Consider the following 15,599-nt stretch of genomic DNA (forward strand, 5'->3'; position numbering starts at 1 on the left):
CCTGGGGGTGTCATGGATCCGCGGACCATGCTGCAGTTCGCGTTATTAGGCCTCGGCGTGGGCGGCGTCTACGCGGTCAGCGCGGTCGGAATCGTGGCGATACACCGCGGGTCACGAACAATCAACTTCGCGCACGGCGGCATCGCGCTGTGGGGCGCGCTTCTCTTCTACTGGATGCGCGACAGCCACGACATACCAAGCATTCCGGCCGCCGTGCTGACCCTGCTGGCGGCGGCGCTGTTCGGCGCCGGGGTCTACCTGCTCGTCATACGATTCGTCCGGCACCGGACGCAGCTGTCCCGCATGGTCGCGACCCTCGGTCTGCTCGGGCTGCTGATCGGCCTGGCGCACACCCTGTTCGAGAACGCCCCGCGGGTGCCCGACAGCGCCTTCCCCTCCGGCGGGGTGGATGTGTTCGACCAGAAGATCCCGTACGAACGGATCATCATCTTCCTGATCGCCGTGGTGGTCGTCCTGGGGCTGGCGGCCTGGTCGGCGAGCGCCCGGCTGCCGCTCATGACCAGGGCGATGGCGGAACACGAGTCCGCCGCCCAGGCACTCGGCGCGTCACCGCACCTGCTGGGCAGCCTCAACTGGGCGCTCGGCTCGGCGCTGGCCGCGGCGAGCGGCATCCTCGTCGCGCCCATCGTGGGGCAGTTCGACACCGCGATGCTCCAGGTGATGGCGTTCGCGCTGGCCGCGGCCCTGCTCGGGCGGTTCGACAGCTTCGGGCTGGCGCTTGCCGGCGGTGCCGCGCTCGGCGTCGGCGAGAGCGTGGTGACGCACCTGGTGGCGGAGCATGTGCCGAGCCAGTTCCAGCTGGGCTGGCCGCAGACGGTGCCGTTCGTCGCAGTCATGGCGATCCTCGTGCTGCGCCGGGACGGCGCGAGCAACCGGCTGCCCGCGGTGCCGGCGGCTCCGGTCGCCGCCGGGCTGTTCCGGCCCGTCCCGGCGGTGATCGCGCTTGCCGGAGCGGTCGCCGTGCTGCTGTTCGGCAGCGCCCAGTGGCAGGACGCGGCGATCCTCTCCGTGGTCTTCGGCATCCTGGTGTTGTCGCTGGTCGTCCTGATCGGCTACGCCAACCAGATCAGCCTGGCGCAGATGACCGTGGCCGGTCTCGGCGCCTACGCCGCGGTCCGCCTCGATCTGGACATCCATCTGCCGTTCGTGCTCGCCCCGGTCGCCGGTGCCGTGGTCGGAGCCGTCGCCGGCCTCGTCGTCGGCCTTCCCGCGCTGCGGGTCCGGGGCATCAACCTCGCCATCCTCACCATGGGCCTGGCCGTCGCGGTCTCCGGAGTGCTCTTCGACAGCACCCACTACACCGGCGGCATCGCCGGTTCGCAGCCACATCCACCGACGCTCTTCGGCCTCGACGTGGACGCGGCGCGCCATCCCGACCGGTACGGGCTCGTCGCACTGTTCTGGCTGGTGGTCGCGGCCGGCGTGGTGGTCGCCGTCCGGCGCTCGGGGCTCGGGCGCCGGCTGCTCGTCGTGCGGACCAACGAACGCGCCGCCGCGTCCGTCGGGATCAGTGTCGCGCGGGCAAAGCTGTCCGCCTTCGTGATCTCCTCGGCGATGGCCGGCGCCGCGGGTGTGCTGCTCGGCTTCCGCAGCTCATCGGTCACGTTCACCCAGTTCTCGTTCCTGGAGTCGATCAACCTGGTGAGCCTCGCCGTCATCGCCGGCGTCACCGCGGTCAGCGGCGGTCTGCTCGGTGGGGTGCTCGCCTTCGGCGGCCTGGTCTACCTGGTCATCGCCAAGCTGCACATCGGCTTCGTCACGGACAACTACGCGACGATCTTCGGTGCGGCGCTGGTCGTCACGGTGCTCCTGCACGAGAACGGCGTGGCCTGGCGGCGCAGCTTCCAGCATGACCCGGCACCGATCCCGCCGGGTGAACAGCCGGCGCGGGCCGGTACCGCACTGGTCACCGCGGACGTCTCGGTGCGCTTCGGTGGTGTCGCGGCCGTCAGCGACGTGTCCCTTCGTGCCCTGCCCGGTACGGTGACCGGCCTGGTCGGCCCGAACGGAGCCGGCAAGACGACCCTGCTCGACGCGATCGGCGGCTTCGCGGCCACCAGCGGCGGCCAGGTGCTGCTCGGCGACCGGCCCCTCGGTGCGGACGGCGCCGACGCTCGGGCCCGCGGCGGGCTGGGCCGGGTCTTCCAGGCCGGCGAGCTGTTCGAGGACCTGACCGTCGCGCAGAACCTGCGGGTCGCGGCCGAGAACGCGGGCGGTACCGACGGACGGCTGACCGCACCGGCCCGGGCAGCCCTGGAGCGCTTCGGGCTGACCGCGGACCTGCCGCGGCTGCCCACCGAGCTCCCGATGGCGAAACGGCGCCTTGTGGGCATCGTTCGGGCCCTGGCCAGCAATCCCGCGGTGGTGCTCCTCGACGAACCGGGGGCTGGCCTGTCCATCACCGAGATCAGCCAGCTGGCCGCCCACCTGCGCGACCTCGCCCACGACTGCGGGCTCACCGTGCTGGTCGTCGACCACGACATGGCGCTGGTGATGTCGGCCTGCGACCGGATCGTCGTGCTGCACCAGGGACGGGTCCTCGCCGAGGGCACCCCCGAGGAGATCCAGGCCGACGCCACGGTCCGGGAGGCGTACCTGGGTGACCCGACAGATCCAGCATCGGTGGACCCGGCACCAGCGGACCCGGTACCGGATCCGTCCCTGGCCTGACGCGCGACCACGCATTCTTCACGGCGACCGCCGACCGGCGGCCGGCGACGTCGCCGGCCGGACCGGCTGTTCCGCTGATTCGGGGTCTGTAGGCGGAAGCAGGGAGGAACGCCCATGGTGCCACGCCGTGAGGATTTGTTCTGCGCACCGACCCTCGATCGCCATGATGGCGCGGGCGCCGAACAGCACGTCGGCGCCGAGCGCCGGCTCAGCGCGCACCAGGCCAGCCGCCAGCTCCTGCGAGGCGACGGTCTGGTGATGTGCGTCGGCCACGACATGGACCGCGAAGAAATGTCGAGTGCCAGCCGGGAGGCCGTGCCGACGCAGGGCCGCGTCGTAGGCCGCCATCGGCTCGACAGAGGTCATCTCGAAGACAGCGAGATGTCCGACGAGCGCGCCGCGCAGCCGGCGGTGCAGGCCGAAGTAGGACGCCAGGTTCACCGACGCGAGGGTCGGACCGGGCACGCGGTCGAGATAGGCGCCGTAGCGGGCGCTCAGGCCGAGCCCGCGCATCGTCAGGCCGAAAAGAATCTGGTGGATGTCTCGGGTGGCGCCGTTGCCGTACTCGTCGGCCTGGATCTCGACCAGAGCAGCCTTCGCCGGTCCGGTGAGGCGGGGAATGGCCCAGGAATGCGGGTCGGCTTCCTTGAGCTGCAGGGGCGAACGGTGGATGGCGAACTCCCGGAAATCGTCAAGGGTGCCGTCGTCGGCGAGATAACGCGACAACGACGGGCCGGACGGCGCCGTGGTGATTTCCCGAAGCGCCGCGGGAATGGCATCGGCGTCCCGGCTGTCGCACTGTGGCGCGGGAACCGTCGCCGCTTCCTGGCGGATCCGGGACTCCAGCTCGTCCTCCAGCTCATGGCGCAGCGTGAGCAGCCCGGGCGCCCACTCCCAGCGCTCGTCCACCCCGGCGAAACCGCGGTAGTGCAGCTCGTAGAGGCAGTAGAGGGCCAACGCCCCGTCCTCGCCGTAAAGGAGATCGTCGCCGGGCCGTGGAACCGGACCGATGTCCGCGCCTGCTCGCGCCGGCTGTCGAAGAGTGCCCGTGACGAAGGCGCTGAGCGGACCTCGGGGGCGTGGCAGCGGGCCGGGCCGTAGATCTTCCGGCCGCGGCACGGTTCCGTATGCGCTGTCTGGCGGGGCGTCGTCGATGCCGGCCGCCGCGGCGCCACCGACTTCCCGACCGCGGGCGGTCCCCGCCCCGGGGGCTGGCGGCAGCCGGGGTCACGGGTCCCTCCGCACGCTCGCGCCGGCGGCCATGACCCCGCGCAGGACGTCCGCGTTCGGGTCGAAGGCGTTTGCGTCCGGGTCAGAGCCATCCGGGCCGGATTCCCGGCCAGCGCTGGTGGGCCTGCCCCGCTGACGGGCACGCAGCAAGGTGACTCCGGCCAGGAGGTAGCCGGCCTCGGAGCTGAAGGCGCGACCCTCGGCGTGCAGCTCCCCGAGCCGCCGGTGGACAGCCGGCTCACGGCTGTGGCGGCCGAAGGGGATGGGCCGGGCGCACCAGTCGACGACGAGATAGCCCAAGCGCGCGGCGTGGTCGATCACCCCGAGGGGGTCCGCGATCGAGGCCATCATCAGCATGAGGACGTCAAACGGTCCGGACAGCAGCCGGCACGTCACCTCCGCACCGCTTTCACCGCCCCACAGCTCAGGGGCGGAGGTGTCACCCGTGGGGGCGGCCAGGTAGGGCGGGTTGGCGATCGCGACCCGCTCCGGGCCATCGAAACCCTGGTCGAAGAAGTCACCTGGCTCGACGGAGTAGTTGGGCGGCGCCTTCAGCGCCACCAGCCGGCTGGCGATCCGGAATGATTCCGGATCGCGCTCGAAGCCGCGGACCTGAACCGGAGCCTCGCAGCGCCGCAGCGCCTCGACGATCGGCAGGCCCGACCCGGCCCCGAGTTCGACAACACCGTCGCGCAGGTACGGAGCTGCCGATGCTGACCTCAGCAGACGTTCGACGCACCAGGCATAAAAGGTGGACTCGACCGGGTCATAGAACATGCCTGCCCCCTCGTCGGCGCACACCCGCAACGGCGCGCACCCGTACCGCAGGCCTGCCCGGGAACCGGGCGGTAACACCCGGCCGTCATATCTCGGTCAGGCGCGGACGGGCTCCTCGGCACCGGCCTGCTCGTCGAGTTCCGAGTTCTGGTCACTGGATTCCGGACCGCCGCCCTGGCTGCCGGACGTCGCCGGTACCTGATCGTTCTCGTCGTGGGCGGCCTGTGCGCTTTCGAGGTTCCCCGTCTCCTCCCCGCCCTCTTCGGAGTCGTCGTCCGGAGAGCGCACGACCTCACCGTCGCGGATCTCGCCCCGCCAGGATCCGGTGGCCTCGCCGCGGAGCGTGATGAAGCGGCGGAAGTGCTTCAGATCCAGTCGGGCTCGCCGCCCGCCCGCGCGCCACATGTTCCCGGTCTTCTCCATGAAGCCGCTGGGGTAGTACTCCATGGCCAGCAGCACACGGGTCAGGTCGTCGGCAAGCGGATGGAAGGTGACCGCGCCCTTGACGGAGCCTTTCGCTCCTTCGGAGGTCCAGGCGATCCGGCGGTCGGGGACCTGTTCGGTGACCTTTGCCTGCCAGCTGCGCCGGGACTTGAAGACCTTGACCCGCCAGTTCTGCTCGGTCTCGCTCTTGGCTTCGACCGCCTCGACACCCTTCATGAACTTGGCGAACTCGGGATACTGGGTCCACTGGTCGAAGGCCACGGATACCGGGACGCCGATGTCCACCGACTCCTCGATGTTCGTCGCCTTGGGTGGGCCGCCTTTTCCGCCGGCCCGGCCCTTGAGTGAGCCGAGAGCCCCCTTCACCTTGTCCTTGACGTTCGACATGACCGACCCGGCCGCCGCCCTGAATGGAGACTGACCCTCGGCCAGGCGTCTCGCGCCGTCTATGAGCGACGAGGTCTGCCCGTCGGAGTCGCTCAGGTGATTGAGTCTGTCCGTGCCGGAGGCGAGACGTTCGCCGATACTGCCGGCCAGCCGGCTGCCGCCCGCCTTCGCAAGGTCCTGCACCTGGTCGGCGAGCCTTCTGGTTGCCGGGTTGTGCAGGAGCACTCCGGTCAGCCCGTTCGATTGCTCCGTCGGCTGCGTCATCGCGAACCTCCACCGGTCGATGCCTGCGCCGTCCGCTCGCGCGGGCCACGGAGGGCATCCCTACGCTGCCCGCCAGACCTGTCGGGAACCCTGCGGTCGGCGGCGTCGTGGCCGTCGCCGGCGCTGCGGTCCTGGCCTGCCTTGTTCTGGCCTGCTTCGCTCTGGCCTGCCTCGCTCTGGCCGGTCGTGCTCGTGTCGTCGCCGCGGCGCGGCGAACCGCTGTCACCGTTGTGGCTGGTGCCTGGCACCACCGAGGTGGCGACGTCCTCCACGGCGCCGCGCACTGCCTCGCCCTCGTCGCGGGCGAGCTTCTCCGAGCCGCCCAGTGTGGCTGTCAGCCGCTCGGTTCGCTGCGCCAGCGTGTCGGAAAGCCGGTTGATCTGGGCCTCGTACATCGCGACCGCGGCACGCCGACCGGCTTCGGTGGCCGGGCCCCGGAGCTGACTGATCAACTTTTCGCCATCGGTCGAGCGCGTGAGTCGGCCTACCTGGTCGCGCAGGATGTCCTTCGCGTGGTAGTTGCGGCCGGAAAGCCACATGCCCAGGCTGATGGCGGCCTTGGCCTTCTTCGTCCGGCCAAGGACATAGCCTCCTATCAGTGCCAGGGCGCATTTGACGTTACTCATCAGGGCTCCTTTCGCTCCCGGTCGTCTCACTCCCGGTCGTCTCACTCCCGGTCGTCTCACTCCCGGTCGTCGCGCGTGCCGCCGCCGCCCGCGCGGTCGGCGGGCTCGCGGGTGTTCCGCTGTTCGCCTTCCCCGCCCCAGCCCCATCGGCCCGAACCGCCGAAGGTGTCGCCGGTGGTGTCCACGGCGGGCGCTGTGGTGCGGACGTGGGCCGGGAAGTCGACGAAGTCGACCGCCGGCAGCGGTCCGACGTAGTCGACCTTCAGAGACGGACGAGCCGCCCGTACGCGCTCCACGGCCGCGTCGAAATCGGACAACCTGTCAGCAGGCACGAGAAACGCCCAGCTGAGCGCCGGATCCTCCGGGCCGCCGTGATGCCGGCGCGGCCGGTCCGCGCGTGCCAGCGGACGCAGGTCATCCAGGATCTCCTCCGCCTGCGCGGTCCGGCGCGCGACGACGAGGTCCGCGATCCGCTGGCCGAGCTGGATGCGGGCGTCCAGGTCATCCGGAGGCGGAGCGTACGCCAGCGGGGTCCTGGCCACCGCTTCCGCGAGTTCGGTCTGCTCTGACTCCTCAATGTCGAGATACAGCTCGACCAGGCCGTCGATCGCGTCCAGCTGTTCGGGCAGGCCGTCCTGGACGGGTTCGAGGACCTCGGTGCGGACCGCTTCGTCGTCCGGGGCGACCGTTCCCAGCCGCACCGGGAGCACCGGGCCGTCGGCGAGCAGCCGCTGGAGGATCTCCAGATGCCTTATGGCTTCCTGTTCGCCCAGCTCGCCGACGTCCGACGTCTCACTGACGACCGCGGCGAGCGGCCCCGAGCGCACCAGGCGCAGCGACGCCGCCGGGTGTCCGATGCCAAGTGCAGGGCCGGGTCCCGTGTCCCGCTTCTGGACCGGGAAGGGATGGTCCGCCCGGACTATTCCGTAGAGCACGACAGGCATGGCTCAGCCTCCCCGGCCACCTCGGCGCTCCGCCGGAGCGGATCGCCCGGCGGGCAGGTCCCGCGCGTCGACGCCGGAGTCGGACGGCGTCCCGCGCAGGACCTCGGCGACGTCCTCGGCGGTTTCCTTGAGCCCGCCCAGGGCTCCTTTGACCCGGTTGCGGGACGTGCCGTCCGTCACCTCCCGCATGAGTCCCGGCAGCCCCTCCACCTGCTCCTTCGGCTGGATGTCCAGCCGGTTCACGGCTTCTGCGAACCGGAGGTACGTGTCGACGCTGGCGATCACGATGCGCGCGTCGATCGTGAGGATCTCGATACCGACCAGCGCGACACGCACGTAGGCGTCGATGACGATGCCCTTGTCGAGCACGACGTCGAGGACGTCGGCCAGTCCACTCGGTCTGGGTGCCCGTCCCATGGGATAGCTGGCGACGGTCATGGCACAGTCCTCGCCTTCTCCCGGGAACCAGCGCCCCGGGGGTTTTCCCAGGAGGGATCGGCCGCGGCCCGCGGGCCGGGCCAGCCGTCGTCCGCGGCGAGCAGCCGGCCAGCTCGCGCGACGGCGGTCTGCGCCTCCTCCTCCGACAGGCCCAGCGACTCACGTACCTGCACCAGGCTGGCGCGGATCTCCAACAGTGCACGGCCGAGATCGTCGATCTGCGTGGCGGTCAGCCCACCGCCCTCCATCCGGCGGATGGCCTGCCGCTCCAGGACCTCCCGGAGCAGCTCCAGGACGACCACCACGAGCTGGCCGAGCCCGCGCCCGACGTCCTCTGGGTCCGCGTCGAGTCGCAGGCGCTGGCCGTCACGATGCCCGGCGGTCGTCATGGCCGGACCTCGCCGGCTCCTTCGAGCGCGGTCTGGACGCCGACCAGAAGCAGGCGGAGATCAACCCGGAGGAGGTCCACCCCGGCGAGCGCGACGACCACGTCGCCGCTGACGACCGCGCCGGTGTCGACAAGCCTGTCCAACAGGTCCGCGAGCGGCTGCGCCGAGGTCCGCGCGGTGCGCCCCGGGCGGCGCGAGGGCGCCGAGGCGGTTCCGCGCGCTGAGCGGCGGGCAGGTCCCTGGTAGTGCTGCGGCAGCCCTTCCAGCCGCGGGAGCCCTTCCAGCCCCGGCTCACCCGTTCCTGGCGGCCCTCCCACCCGGCCCCGTGGCTGTCGCCGGGCACCGGCGTCACCGCCGCGGTACCGCGGTGTCGGGACGAATCGCTGATCAGTCACGCTCTTCACCTGGTTCGTGCAGTGAACCGTCATCCGGCCACCCGCCGTGCGGGACGGCAAACCGGTCGGATCGCCTCGCTTCCGCCGCGCCGGAAGCCTCCGCCGAACCCGGTCCGGCTCCCGGCCCGGGTCCGGCTCCAGCACCGGACATCCCGTCCCCGCCGAGGGTCAGATGGACGAAGGAGTAAGGCGGCCACGGCCCTGTCACCACGGCGGCGTAACCGACCTCCGCCAGCGGCGGGGCCAGCCGCTCGGCCGCGTCGAGGAACTCCTCCTCCTCGTCGCGGTTGACGAGGTAGGCGCAGTCGAGGATCCGGTCCGGCCGGCTCGGGCGGCGGGCGACGTCACGCGCGTGCGCGAGCAGTTCCCGGCGCGTCCGGTCCACGAGGCGGGATATCTCCTCGCGCCGTCGTTCCTCCTCGCACAGCTCGTCTCGGCGGGCCGTCAGGTACGCGGTACCCGCGCCCGGGCTGGTGGTGGTGTCGCCATCCCCGGTCGATCCCGCTCTCGCCAGTTCCGCCGCGTCGGCATAGCCGGTCGGGGTCGGGACCGACTCGTCCGCGGCGAGGCCGGCCGGGTCAGGTGCGGTCGAGCGATCGGCGTCGATCCGAAAGCCCCACTCGCGCGCGCCGCGCAGCGCGTCGAGCGCGCCGGTCAGCTCGGCCTCGGGATCGTCGAGGACGCCCATGGCCTCACGCTCGCCGGCGAGAACGGTCCCGAACCGGAGGGGCAGCACCGCGGCGCGGTCCTGCAGCTCCCGCAGAACCTGGTCATGGCCGCGCGCCAAGGCGGCGAGACGTCCCGTCTCGGAAAGGTCCTCTTCGATGTCGCTCAGCAGCGCCGGGTCGATGGCCGAGACCACGAGCGAGACCCCGCCACGCGTGACGGCACGGGCATCGGTGTCCGCGGCGAGGCCCGGCAGGTCGTCGACATCGGTACCGGCAGGGACGATTCCATAGGCGTACAGCGCCCGATTCCGCTCGCTCCCCACTGGCCGGCCGTCGCGACCGCTGGCCCACCTGCGACCGCTGGCCCACCTGGGTTCGTCGCGGCCTCCAGGCTGAGGTGTGGCGAGGCGGTCGCCGGTGGCTCGGTGGTCGCCGCGGGACTCCGGCCAGGCAGGGCAGGACACCGATGCGCGGGACGCCCCGGCCGAGGGCGGGCCCGCGGGAGACGAGAGCGCACCTTCTGCAGCGGAGGGCGGGCCTGCGGCCGTTCGCTCGCAGGCGACTCTGGTGATCTCCTGGGCCAGGAGTTGCGCGAGTTGCGCACGCGCGACCTCGCGGGCCTCAGCCACGGCGTCGGCCAGCACGGCGGGCGCGAGCCGGGCCGCCAGTTCGTCGAAAGAGCCGAGATCAGCGTCCGCCGCGTCCACGGTCAGACCTCCTTCCCCCGTCCTCCTCCCAGAACGGCCGCGACTCGTCCCGGCGGACCGCCGCCGCCCGGCGCCCGGCGAGCGGCCGCATCGAGGACTCGACCGCCTCCGGTTCCCGGTGGGGACGAGCCTGGCCGGCCGAGCCTTCCAACCGGGCGAGCCTGGAGCGCAGTTCATCGTTCTCCGCGTGCAGCGCCCGTACGGTCTCCTCGCGCAGCTCTCGCTCCTGCTCCTGCTGCAACGACCGTGCCTCACGGCTGTAGAACGGGTCGGTGGTCCACCAGTCCAGGCCCATCTCGCGGGCGGTGTCGGCGGATGCGATGAAAAGGCGCAGCTTGAGCGTGAGGAGCTCCACGTCGAGAACACTGATGACCACGTCACCGACGATGACGACTCCCTTGTCGAGCACCCTCTCCAGCACGTCAGCAAGAGAGTCCGAGTGCCGCCCGCTCAGCGTGCGCAGCCGCGCGGAGCCTGCGAGAGGAGCGCGATCTATCGTCATGACTCACGATCTTCCGAGGGTCATGCGACCCCGGGTCAAACAAACACGACATCCGGCCTGGACCGCATTCCCGCGGCGGGTCGGCGGCTAGTCGGTGGCGCCACGCACGAACCTCCGCAGCCGCTCGTAGCCCATCAGGCAGCCTGTGTCGTCAACGTCGAGTCGGTAGGTGGCGATCACGCTGGTAGTCGACGGTATGCGCTCCAGCTCGATCAGATCGACCAGGAACGACCACCCGGAGTCTGTCCTGCGTGCCCCGGTGACCCGCTCGGGAGCCTGGCCCACCAGCGTTCCGAACTCCTCAAGGCAACGACTTGCGACAGTGGCAAGCCCTCTGCCCGCGGCCATCTGCGATGCCCGTCGCCCGTCCGCCGGATCGTCGGTTGGCATGGCTCCTACATGAGGTCTGTCGACCCCTCTCGGGTCCGTGGAGGGCAGGTCGACCCGAAACACCCCTGCGTGCGTTCCCATGCCCACTCGATGTCGGCGCAAACGTGCTGTTCGCGGCGCAGCCTCCCTGCGACCGCGAGAGCGGAGGGACCCCCTCATGGCACGTCCAGGGCGCTCAGCGCAGCCAGCGGTGGTGGTGGTGCCGGATTAACGAGTCGGGCGAGAGGAATCGGTACTTCATGACCAACAAGAAGACCAACAAGAAGCAGCAGGCGCAACAGGCTCGCTCCGAGGTCCCGTCGACAGTGGCCCGTTCGGATGACAAAGCCGTGCGTACCTGGAAGAAGACCCACGATTCGGCCGTGGAGACGTACGGGGAGGGAGAGCGGGCGCACCGAGCGGCATTCGCCTCCCTCAAGCACACCCATGAGAAGGCCGGCGACCACTGGCAGCCGAAGGCAGCTGCCGGCCCATCGGACGAGCAGGCGGCGAAGCCGACCGGGCAGGCGCTCAGTCATCCGTCTCCGACGGCGGAAGGCGTCGACGCCAACGCCTCCGTCGCACACCTGCGCGACATCGCGGGAGATCTTGAAATACCAGGTCGTTCGACAATGCGGAAGGCGGACCTCATCGCGGCCATCAGGAAGGAGAACCGGCGAGCCACCGCAGCGGCCCGCCGCCGCAGCGGCTCGTGACGCCTGAGCTGAGTCGAGGGCGAGGCCTACCGGCTCGCCCTCGCCGCGGAACGTCCACGGAGCGTTCAACATCGCGACCAAGCCCGTGGTCGACAGCCAGCTGCTCGCCGAGGCCCTGGGCGCCCGCACCGTGTCATTCGGTTCCGGCCGTATCGCTGGTTCCGTCTGGGATCAGCCCCGCCGGGTCAGGAGCTCCTGGGCCTTGGTCCGCAAACCGGCGGACAGCACACCCCAGCGGTTCTCGTCGCCCTTGAGCAGGGCCGCGGCGGCGTCCCGCGCCTGGTCGAACGTGGCGTGCGGGGGGATCGGCGGGAAGTCGGGATCGGTGCGGACGTCCAGCACGGTCGGCCGCCGGGCCGCCAGCGCCCGGTCCCAGGCACTGCCGATCTGCCCCGGCTCGTCGACGGCGATCCCGTCGAGCCCGATCGACCGGGCGAAGTCCGCGTAGGACACCTCGGGCAACGTCTGGGACTGGGGGAACTTCGGCGCGCCCTGCATCGCCCGCATCTCCCAGGTCACCTGGTTCAGGTCGTTGTTGTGCAGCACCGCGATCACCAGCCGCGGGTCCGCCCACTCCTGCCAGTAGCGGGCGACGGTGAGCAGCTCCGCCATCCCGTTCATCTGCATCGCCCCGTCACCCTCGAAGACAATGACCGGCCGGTCGGGATGGGCGTACTTCGCCCCGATGCCATAGGGCACGCCCGGGCCCATCGTCGCCAGCGTGCCCGACAGTGATCCCCGCATCTCCCCGCGGAACCGCAGGTCACGCGCGTACCAGTTCGCGGCCGAACCGGAGTCCGCGGCGAGGATCGCGTTGTGCGGCAGCCGCGACGAGGCCTCCCAGAACAACCGCATGGGATTGATCGGCTTTCCCTCGACGAACGCCTCCCGCTCCACGGTCTCCCACCAGCGGGCGACGTTGCTCTCCACCGTCTCCCGCCAGCCGCGGTCCTCCTTCCGCCGCAGCTGCGGAATCAGCGCGCGCAGAGTCGCCGCCGCGTCACCGACCAGATTCACCTCGTACGGATACCGCATCCCGATGTACTTCGCGTCCACATCGATCTGCACCGCCCGGGCCTGGTCCAGCTCGGGGAGGAACTGGGTGTACGGGAAGTTCGACCCAACCGTGAGCAGCGTGTCGCAGTCCCGCATCAGCTCATAGCTCGGCCGGGTCCCCAACAGGCCGATCGCCCCGGTGACGAACGGCAGGTCGTCCGGAAGCACATCCTTGCCCAGCAGCGCTTTCGCCACCCCCGCGCCCAGCAGGTCGGCGACCTCCACCACCTCCGCCCGCGCACCCCGGGCGCCCTGCCCCACCAGCATCGCGACCCGCTGCCCGGCGTTGAGAACCTCCGCCGCGGCACGCACCCCGTTGTCATCCGGGGACACCTCCGGCCAGCGGACACCCAGGCTGGAGGGAACCATCTTGAACTCGTGCGACGGTCCCGAATAGGCCAGCTCCTGGACATCCGCCGGAATGATCACGCAGGTCGGCGCACGCTCGGCGAGCGCAACCCGAAAAGCCCGGTCCAGCACGTTCGGCAGCTGCTGCGGGACGGTCACCATCTGCACGTATTCGCTGGCGACGTCCTTGAACAGGCTGAGCAGGTCCACCTCCTGCTGATATGACCCACCGATCGCCGAGCGATCGGTCTGGCCGACGATCGCGACCACCGGAACATGGTCGAGCTTCGCGTCGTACAGCCCGTTGAGAAGGTGAATCGCCCCCGGCCCCGACGTCGCCGCGCAAACCCCCACACGCCCCGAGAACTTCGCGTACCCGACCGCCGCGAACGCCGCCATCTCCTCATGCCGCGCCTGTACGAAACGCGGACGGTTCCCGGCCCGGCCCCACGCCGCCAGCAATCCGCTGATCCCGTCACCTGGATATGCGAACACCTGCTCGACACCCCACTCGCACAGACGAGCGAGGACATGGTCTCCGACGGTCTGGCTCATCCCAGGGTGTCCTCTCTCTGGTTCCGGTCTCCTGTTCCGGCCCGCTGGTTCCGCATGCGGGCGCGCACCGACACAGACGTGCTCCCGGCGGGCATCGCCCGCCTTCGACGGCCGTCCCCGGACCGCGGGTACCAAAACGCATCCGCCGACAGGGCGATACCGCGGTTTTCCTCCGGCAGTCGGGCTGGACCCCGGATGTCAAAGCCGGGCAGACCGGATAAATCGTGTGGATGAGAGGAGATCGGAATGGCTACCGCCGTGGCAGGGGTGATGACCCGACAGCCGACCATCGTCCGGCCGGACGAGACCCTCGCCGAGGCCGCACGGGCGACGCGGGAGACCGAGGCCGGCGACGTCCTCGTCGTTGACGTGCGCGCGGTCCGGCGGCTGCCCGTGGTGGAAGGCACTCAGCCCGTCGGCATCATCAGCCTCGGCGACCTCGCTTTCACCCGGGACGAGGAGACCGGACCGTCCGCCCCCGCCCAATGCTGGAGCGGGCGGGCCTCCCCCGGCTGCTGGGCACAACGGCCATGTCCGGCCCCGACCCGCCGGACCTGTTCACTGCGGCGATCGTCGGCGCGACACGGAATACGGTAGAGAAATGCAACAGGGCAGCCCAGGTAAAGAGAGTTTCTGGCTGGATTCCGGGAATCCAGCGGATCACCGAGACGGAGCCGGCCGGGCAGACCTGGTCGAACAGATGCTGCTACTACTCGGAATCGGACAGAGGCTGCCGGAAGAGGACGCACCGGGACCTCGACCTCGGTAGCTCGTCGGCCGCGCTCACGCGGGCGGCAGGCACCGAGGTATCACATTCCGCGTTTCGGTATCACATCGTTTCGCAACACGTTCCGCGTTTCCACCTGAACGGCATTCATGCGGGATGGAAGCGTGGTTCCGGACCAGCCAGCGGCTCCTCGCAGTAGGGGGAGAGGGCCGTCAGACGCGGTGAGGCTGTGCGGCGAACGCCTCGTTGACGGCGTGCCCGCGAAGGTCCTCCAACTCGTCGGCCTGCTCCCGGGCGCGATCGAGGAGATGATCGAGGAGTTCGGGGCTCAGCCTCGCGTCGCGGTTCGCGACGGCCCGCAGCGTCCGCCACAGTCGTGACTTGCCGTTCACGCCGAGCCACAGTGTTTCCAGCTCGATCACCGAACTCATCGGCGAGCGCCTCAGCAGCCGGTTGTTCAGCTTGAGCCGGCCCACCTTCTCCGCGACACGCCCGGCCAGCTCCTTGTAGCCCCGTCGCGGCACTCCGAGCATCCCCATGATCTGTAGCAGGGTCGCCCGATCCTGCTCGACCGCGGCCGCCGTGCGTGCCAGCGCGGGACCGGCTGGAGTGCCGTGGTGCACCCGCGCCAGCCGATGCGCGAGATCGACGCCAGTGCCGGCACCAGCGAGGTGATCATTGAGATAGGTACCCAACAGTCGCGGATCCGATTCGTTGGTCACATGACCCATGCCCTCGGGTTGCCCGCTGGCCGCCATCCCAAGCCGCCGGAGCCTGTTCCGCCGCCGCGGCGGGCGGGGCCCGTGACTGGTGCGGCGACCCGCCCGGGCAACGGCTCGCCGCCGCGGTGCTCACGGCGGTCGCCGGCTCCGACATCCTCCATTTCACCCGTACCCGACTGGAGCAGGCAGCGAGGTAGAACCCGTCTCGCCCCGGCGTGACCTCGGCCCGATTTCGCGCATGCCGGCCGGGCAGGCTCCCGGCGGGAAGGGAACCGGCGGACCGCCTGACTGCGCGGAACGAGCAGCGCGGCAACGGCGCGGAACGAGCAGGGAGTGGCGATGCGAATCGGCTACAAGCTCACGACGGAGGCCTTCGGGCCAAAAGACATTGTCCGACAGGCCGTGGCGGCCGAGGAGGCGGGCTTCGACTTCGGCGAGCTCAGCGACCGCCGCTTCACCCTCGGCCTCGGCTCCGGCGAGCGGCTCAACGAAGCACGTCGTGGGCCGGAGTATCAGGCGATCACACAGCGGCACGCCATGCTGCGCGAGGCGATCGACATCATCCGCCTGCTGTGGAGTGGCGGCGGCTACCAGTCATACGACCGGACGGCACACAGCTTCGAGGAGACCATCCCGCCACGGCC

General features: G+C 70.6%; 16 protein-coding genes and 1 pseudogene. 4 read left to right on the top strand and 13 right to left on the bottom strand.

Annotated elements, in window-relative coordinates:
- Positions 1 to 27: 27 nt before the first annotated feature.
- A complete protein-coding gene (locus FREUN1FDRAFT_RS12820) occupies positions 28 to 2,691 on the top strand; it encodes an ATP-binding cassette domain-containing protein (RefSeq protein WP_232295168.1) in 2,664 nt (887 codons plus the stop codon).
- 18 nt (positions 2,692 to 2,709) lie between these two features.
- Here FREUN1FDRAFT_RS12820 and FREUN1FDRAFT_RS12825 read toward each other — a convergent pair whose 3' ends face one another.
- The 11 genes from FREUN1FDRAFT_RS12825 to gvpO form a co-directional block, all read right to left on the bottom strand.
- Positions 2,710 to 3,648 carry an iron-containing redox enzyme family protein gene (locus FREUN1FDRAFT_RS12825; RefSeq protein ID WP_006540476.1) on the bottom strand — a complete coding sequence of 313 codons (939 nt, stop codon included), beginning with the start codon at positions 3,646 to 3,648 and terminating at the stop codon, positions 2,710 to 2,712.
- Between the two features lie 270 nt (positions 3,649 to 3,918).
- On the bottom strand, positions 3,919 to 4,698 hold the full coding sequence (locus FREUN1FDRAFT_RS12830; protein WP_006540477.1) for a hypothetical protein: 780 nt from the start codon (positions 4,696 to 4,698) through the stop codon (positions 3,919 to 3,921).
- Positions 4,699 to 4,794: 96 nt separating this feature from the next.
- The gene (locus FREUN1FDRAFT_RS12835; RefSeq protein ID WP_006540478.1) at positions 4,795 to 5,793 is read right to left on the bottom strand and encodes an SRPBCC family protein; all 999 of its coding nucleotides are present in this window, start codon (positions 5,791 to 5,793) and stop codon (positions 4,795 to 4,797) included.
- Positions 5,790 to 6,419, bottom strand: coding sequence for a hypothetical protein (locus tag FREUN1FDRAFT_RS12840; protein ID WP_006540479.1), 630 nt, complete (start codon positions 6,417 to 6,419; stop codon positions 5,790 to 5,792). Before FREUN1FDRAFT_RS12840 ends, FREUN1FDRAFT_RS12835 begins: the two co-directional genes overlap by 4 nt.
- A gap of 56 nt (positions 6,420 to 6,475) precedes the next feature.
- Positions 6,476 to 7,363 carry a GvpL/GvpF family gas vesicle protein gene (locus FREUN1FDRAFT_RS12845; protein ID WP_006540480.1) on the bottom strand — a complete coding sequence of 296 codons (888 nt, stop codon included), beginning with the start codon at positions 7,361 to 7,363 and terminating at the stop codon, positions 6,476 to 6,478.
- 3 nt (positions 7,364 to 7,366) lie between these two features.
- Positions 7,367 to 7,801: a gas vesicle structural protein GvpA gene (locus FREUN1FDRAFT_RS12850; RefSeq protein ID WP_006540481.1), complete on the bottom strand. Its 435-nt coding sequence runs from the start codon at positions 7,799 to 7,801 to the stop codon at positions 7,367 to 7,369.
- Entirely contained in the window at positions 7,798 to 8,190 is a 393-nt protein-coding gene (locus FREUN1FDRAFT_RS12855) for a gas vesicle protein K (RefSeq protein ID WP_006540482.1), read from the bottom strand. The genes FREUN1FDRAFT_RS12850 and FREUN1FDRAFT_RS12855 overlap by 4 nt, the downstream gene beginning before the upstream one ends.
- Positions 8,187 to 8,585: a gas vesicle protein gene (locus FREUN1FDRAFT_RS39740; protein ID WP_050795848.1), complete on the bottom strand. Its 399-nt coding sequence runs from the start codon at positions 8,583 to 8,585 to the stop codon at positions 8,187 to 8,189. The genes FREUN1FDRAFT_RS12855 and FREUN1FDRAFT_RS39740 overlap by 4 nt, the downstream gene beginning before the upstream one ends.
- A complete protein-coding gene (locus tag FREUN1FDRAFT_RS12865) occupies positions 8,578 to 9,960 on the bottom strand; it encodes a GvpL/GvpF family gas vesicle protein (protein WP_006540484.1) in 1,383 nt (460 codons plus the stop codon). The genes FREUN1FDRAFT_RS39740 and FREUN1FDRAFT_RS12865 overlap by 8 nt, the downstream gene beginning before the upstream one ends.
- Positions 9,941 to 10,462, bottom strand: a complete 522-nt coding sequence (gene gvpJ / locus FREUN1FDRAFT_RS12870) for a gas vesicle protein GvpJ (protein ID WP_006540485.1) — start codon at positions 10,460 to 10,462, stop codon at positions 9,941 to 9,943. The genes FREUN1FDRAFT_RS12865 and gvpJ overlap by 20 nt, the downstream gene beginning before the upstream one ends.
- Positions 10,463 to 10,549: 87 nt before the next feature.
- On the bottom strand, positions 10,550 to 11,011 hold the full coding sequence (gvpO, locus tag FREUN1FDRAFT_RS47990; RefSeq protein ID WP_369809791.1) for a gas vesicle protein GvpO: 462 nt from the start codon (positions 11,009 to 11,011) through the stop codon (positions 10,550 to 10,552).
- Between the two features lie 80 nt (positions 11,012 to 11,091).
- On the opposite strand from gvpO, the gene FREUN1FDRAFT_RS12880 reads away from it, so the two are divergent.
- Positions 11,092 to 11,547 carry a ChaB family protein gene (locus tag FREUN1FDRAFT_RS12880; RefSeq protein ID WP_006540487.1) on the top strand — a complete coding sequence of 152 codons (456 nt, stop codon included), beginning with the start codon at positions 11,092 to 11,094 and terminating at the stop codon, positions 11,545 to 11,547.
- Between the two features lie 171 nt (positions 11,548 to 11,718).
- Here FREUN1FDRAFT_RS12880 and FREUN1FDRAFT_RS12885 read toward each other — a convergent pair whose 3' ends face one another.
- Positions 11,719 to 13,506: a thiamine pyrophosphate-requiring protein gene (locus tag FREUN1FDRAFT_RS12885; RefSeq protein ID WP_006540488.1), complete on the bottom strand. Its 1,788-nt coding sequence runs from the start codon at positions 13,504 to 13,506 to the stop codon at positions 11,719 to 11,721.
- 246 nt (positions 13,507 to 13,752) lie between these two features.
- Here FREUN1FDRAFT_RS12885 and FREUN1FDRAFT_RS39745 point away from each other — a divergent pair, with 246 nt between their 5' ends.
- Positions 13,753 to 14,103, top strand: coding sequence for a CBS domain-containing protein (locus FREUN1FDRAFT_RS39745; RefSeq protein WP_006540489.1), 351 nt, complete (start codon positions 13,753 to 13,755; stop codon positions 14,101 to 14,103).
- A gap of 342 nt (positions 14,104 to 14,445) precedes the next feature.
- Here FREUN1FDRAFT_RS39745 and FREUN1FDRAFT_RS12895 read toward each other — a convergent pair whose 3' ends face one another.
- Positions 14,446 to 14,964, bottom strand: coding sequence for a hypothetical protein (locus FREUN1FDRAFT_RS12895; protein WP_157474719.1), 519 nt, complete (start codon positions 14,962 to 14,964; stop codon positions 14,446 to 14,448).
- 330 nt (positions 14,965 to 15,294) lie between these two features.
- Between FREUN1FDRAFT_RS12895 and FREUN1FDRAFT_RS41405 the strand changes: the two are divergent.
- Positions 15,295 to 15,558 (top strand): annotated as a pseudogene (locus tag FREUN1FDRAFT_RS41405) (LLM class flavin-dependent oxidoreductase); the annotation flags it as partial.
- Between the last annotated feature and the right edge of the window lie 41 nt (positions 15,559 to 15,599).

This window comes from Parafrankia sp. EUN1f (assembly GCF_000177675.1).
Taxonomy (GTDB): domain Bacteria; phylum Actinomycetota; class Actinomycetes; order Frankiales; family Frankiaceae; genus Parafrankia.

Coding starts and splice junctions, on each gene's coding strand:
- FREUN1FDRAFT_RS12820 (WP_232295168.1), top strand. CDS start 28: ATGCTGCAGTTCGCGTTATTAGGCCTCGGCGTGGGCGGCGTCTACGCG.
- FREUN1FDRAFT_RS12830 (WP_006540477.1), bottom strand. CDS start 4,698: ATGTTCTATGACCCGGTCGAGTCCACCTTTTATGCCTGGTGCGTCGAA.
- FREUN1FDRAFT_RS12835 (WP_006540478.1), bottom strand. CDS start 5,793: ATGACGCAGCCGACGGAGCAATCGAACGGGCTGACCGGAGTGCTCCTG.
- FREUN1FDRAFT_RS12840 (WP_006540479.1), bottom strand. CDS start 6,419: ATGAGTAACGTCAAATGCGCCCTGGCACTGATAGGAGGCTATGTCCTT.
- FREUN1FDRAFT_RS12845 (WP_006540480.1), bottom strand. CDS start 7,363: ATGCCTGTCGTGCTCTACGGAATAGTCCGGGCGGACCATCCCTTCCCG.
- FREUN1FDRAFT_RS12850 (WP_006540481.1), bottom strand. CDS start 7,801: ATGACCGTCGCCAGCTATCCCATGGGACGGGCACCCAGACCGAGTGGA.
- FREUN1FDRAFT_RS12855 (WP_006540482.1), bottom strand. CDS start 8,190: ATGACGACCGCCGGGCATCGTGACGGCCAGCGCCTGCGACTCGACGCG.
- gvpJ (WP_006540485.1), bottom strand. CDS start 10,462: ATGACGATAGATCGCGCTCCTCTCGCAGGCTCCGCGCGGCTGCGCACG.
- gvpO (WP_369809791.1), bottom strand. CDS start 11,011: ATGAGGGGGTCCCTCCGCTCTCGCGGTCGCAGGGAGGCTGCGCCGCGA.
- FREUN1FDRAFT_RS12880 (WP_006540487.1), top strand. CDS start 11,092: ATGACCAACAAGAAGACCAACAAGAAGCAGCAGGCGCAACAGGCTCGC.
- FREUN1FDRAFT_RS12885 (WP_006540488.1), bottom strand. CDS start 13,506: ATGAGCCAGACCGTCGGAGACCATGTCCTCGCTCGTCTGTGCGAGTGG.
- FREUN1FDRAFT_RS39745 (WP_006540489.1), top strand. CDS start 13,753: ATGGCTACCGCCGTGGCAGGGGTGATGACCCGACAGCCGACCATCGTC.
- FREUN1FDRAFT_RS12895 (WP_157474719.1), bottom strand. CDS start 14,964: ATGGGTCATGTGACCAACGAATCGGATCCGCGACTGTTGGGTACCTAT.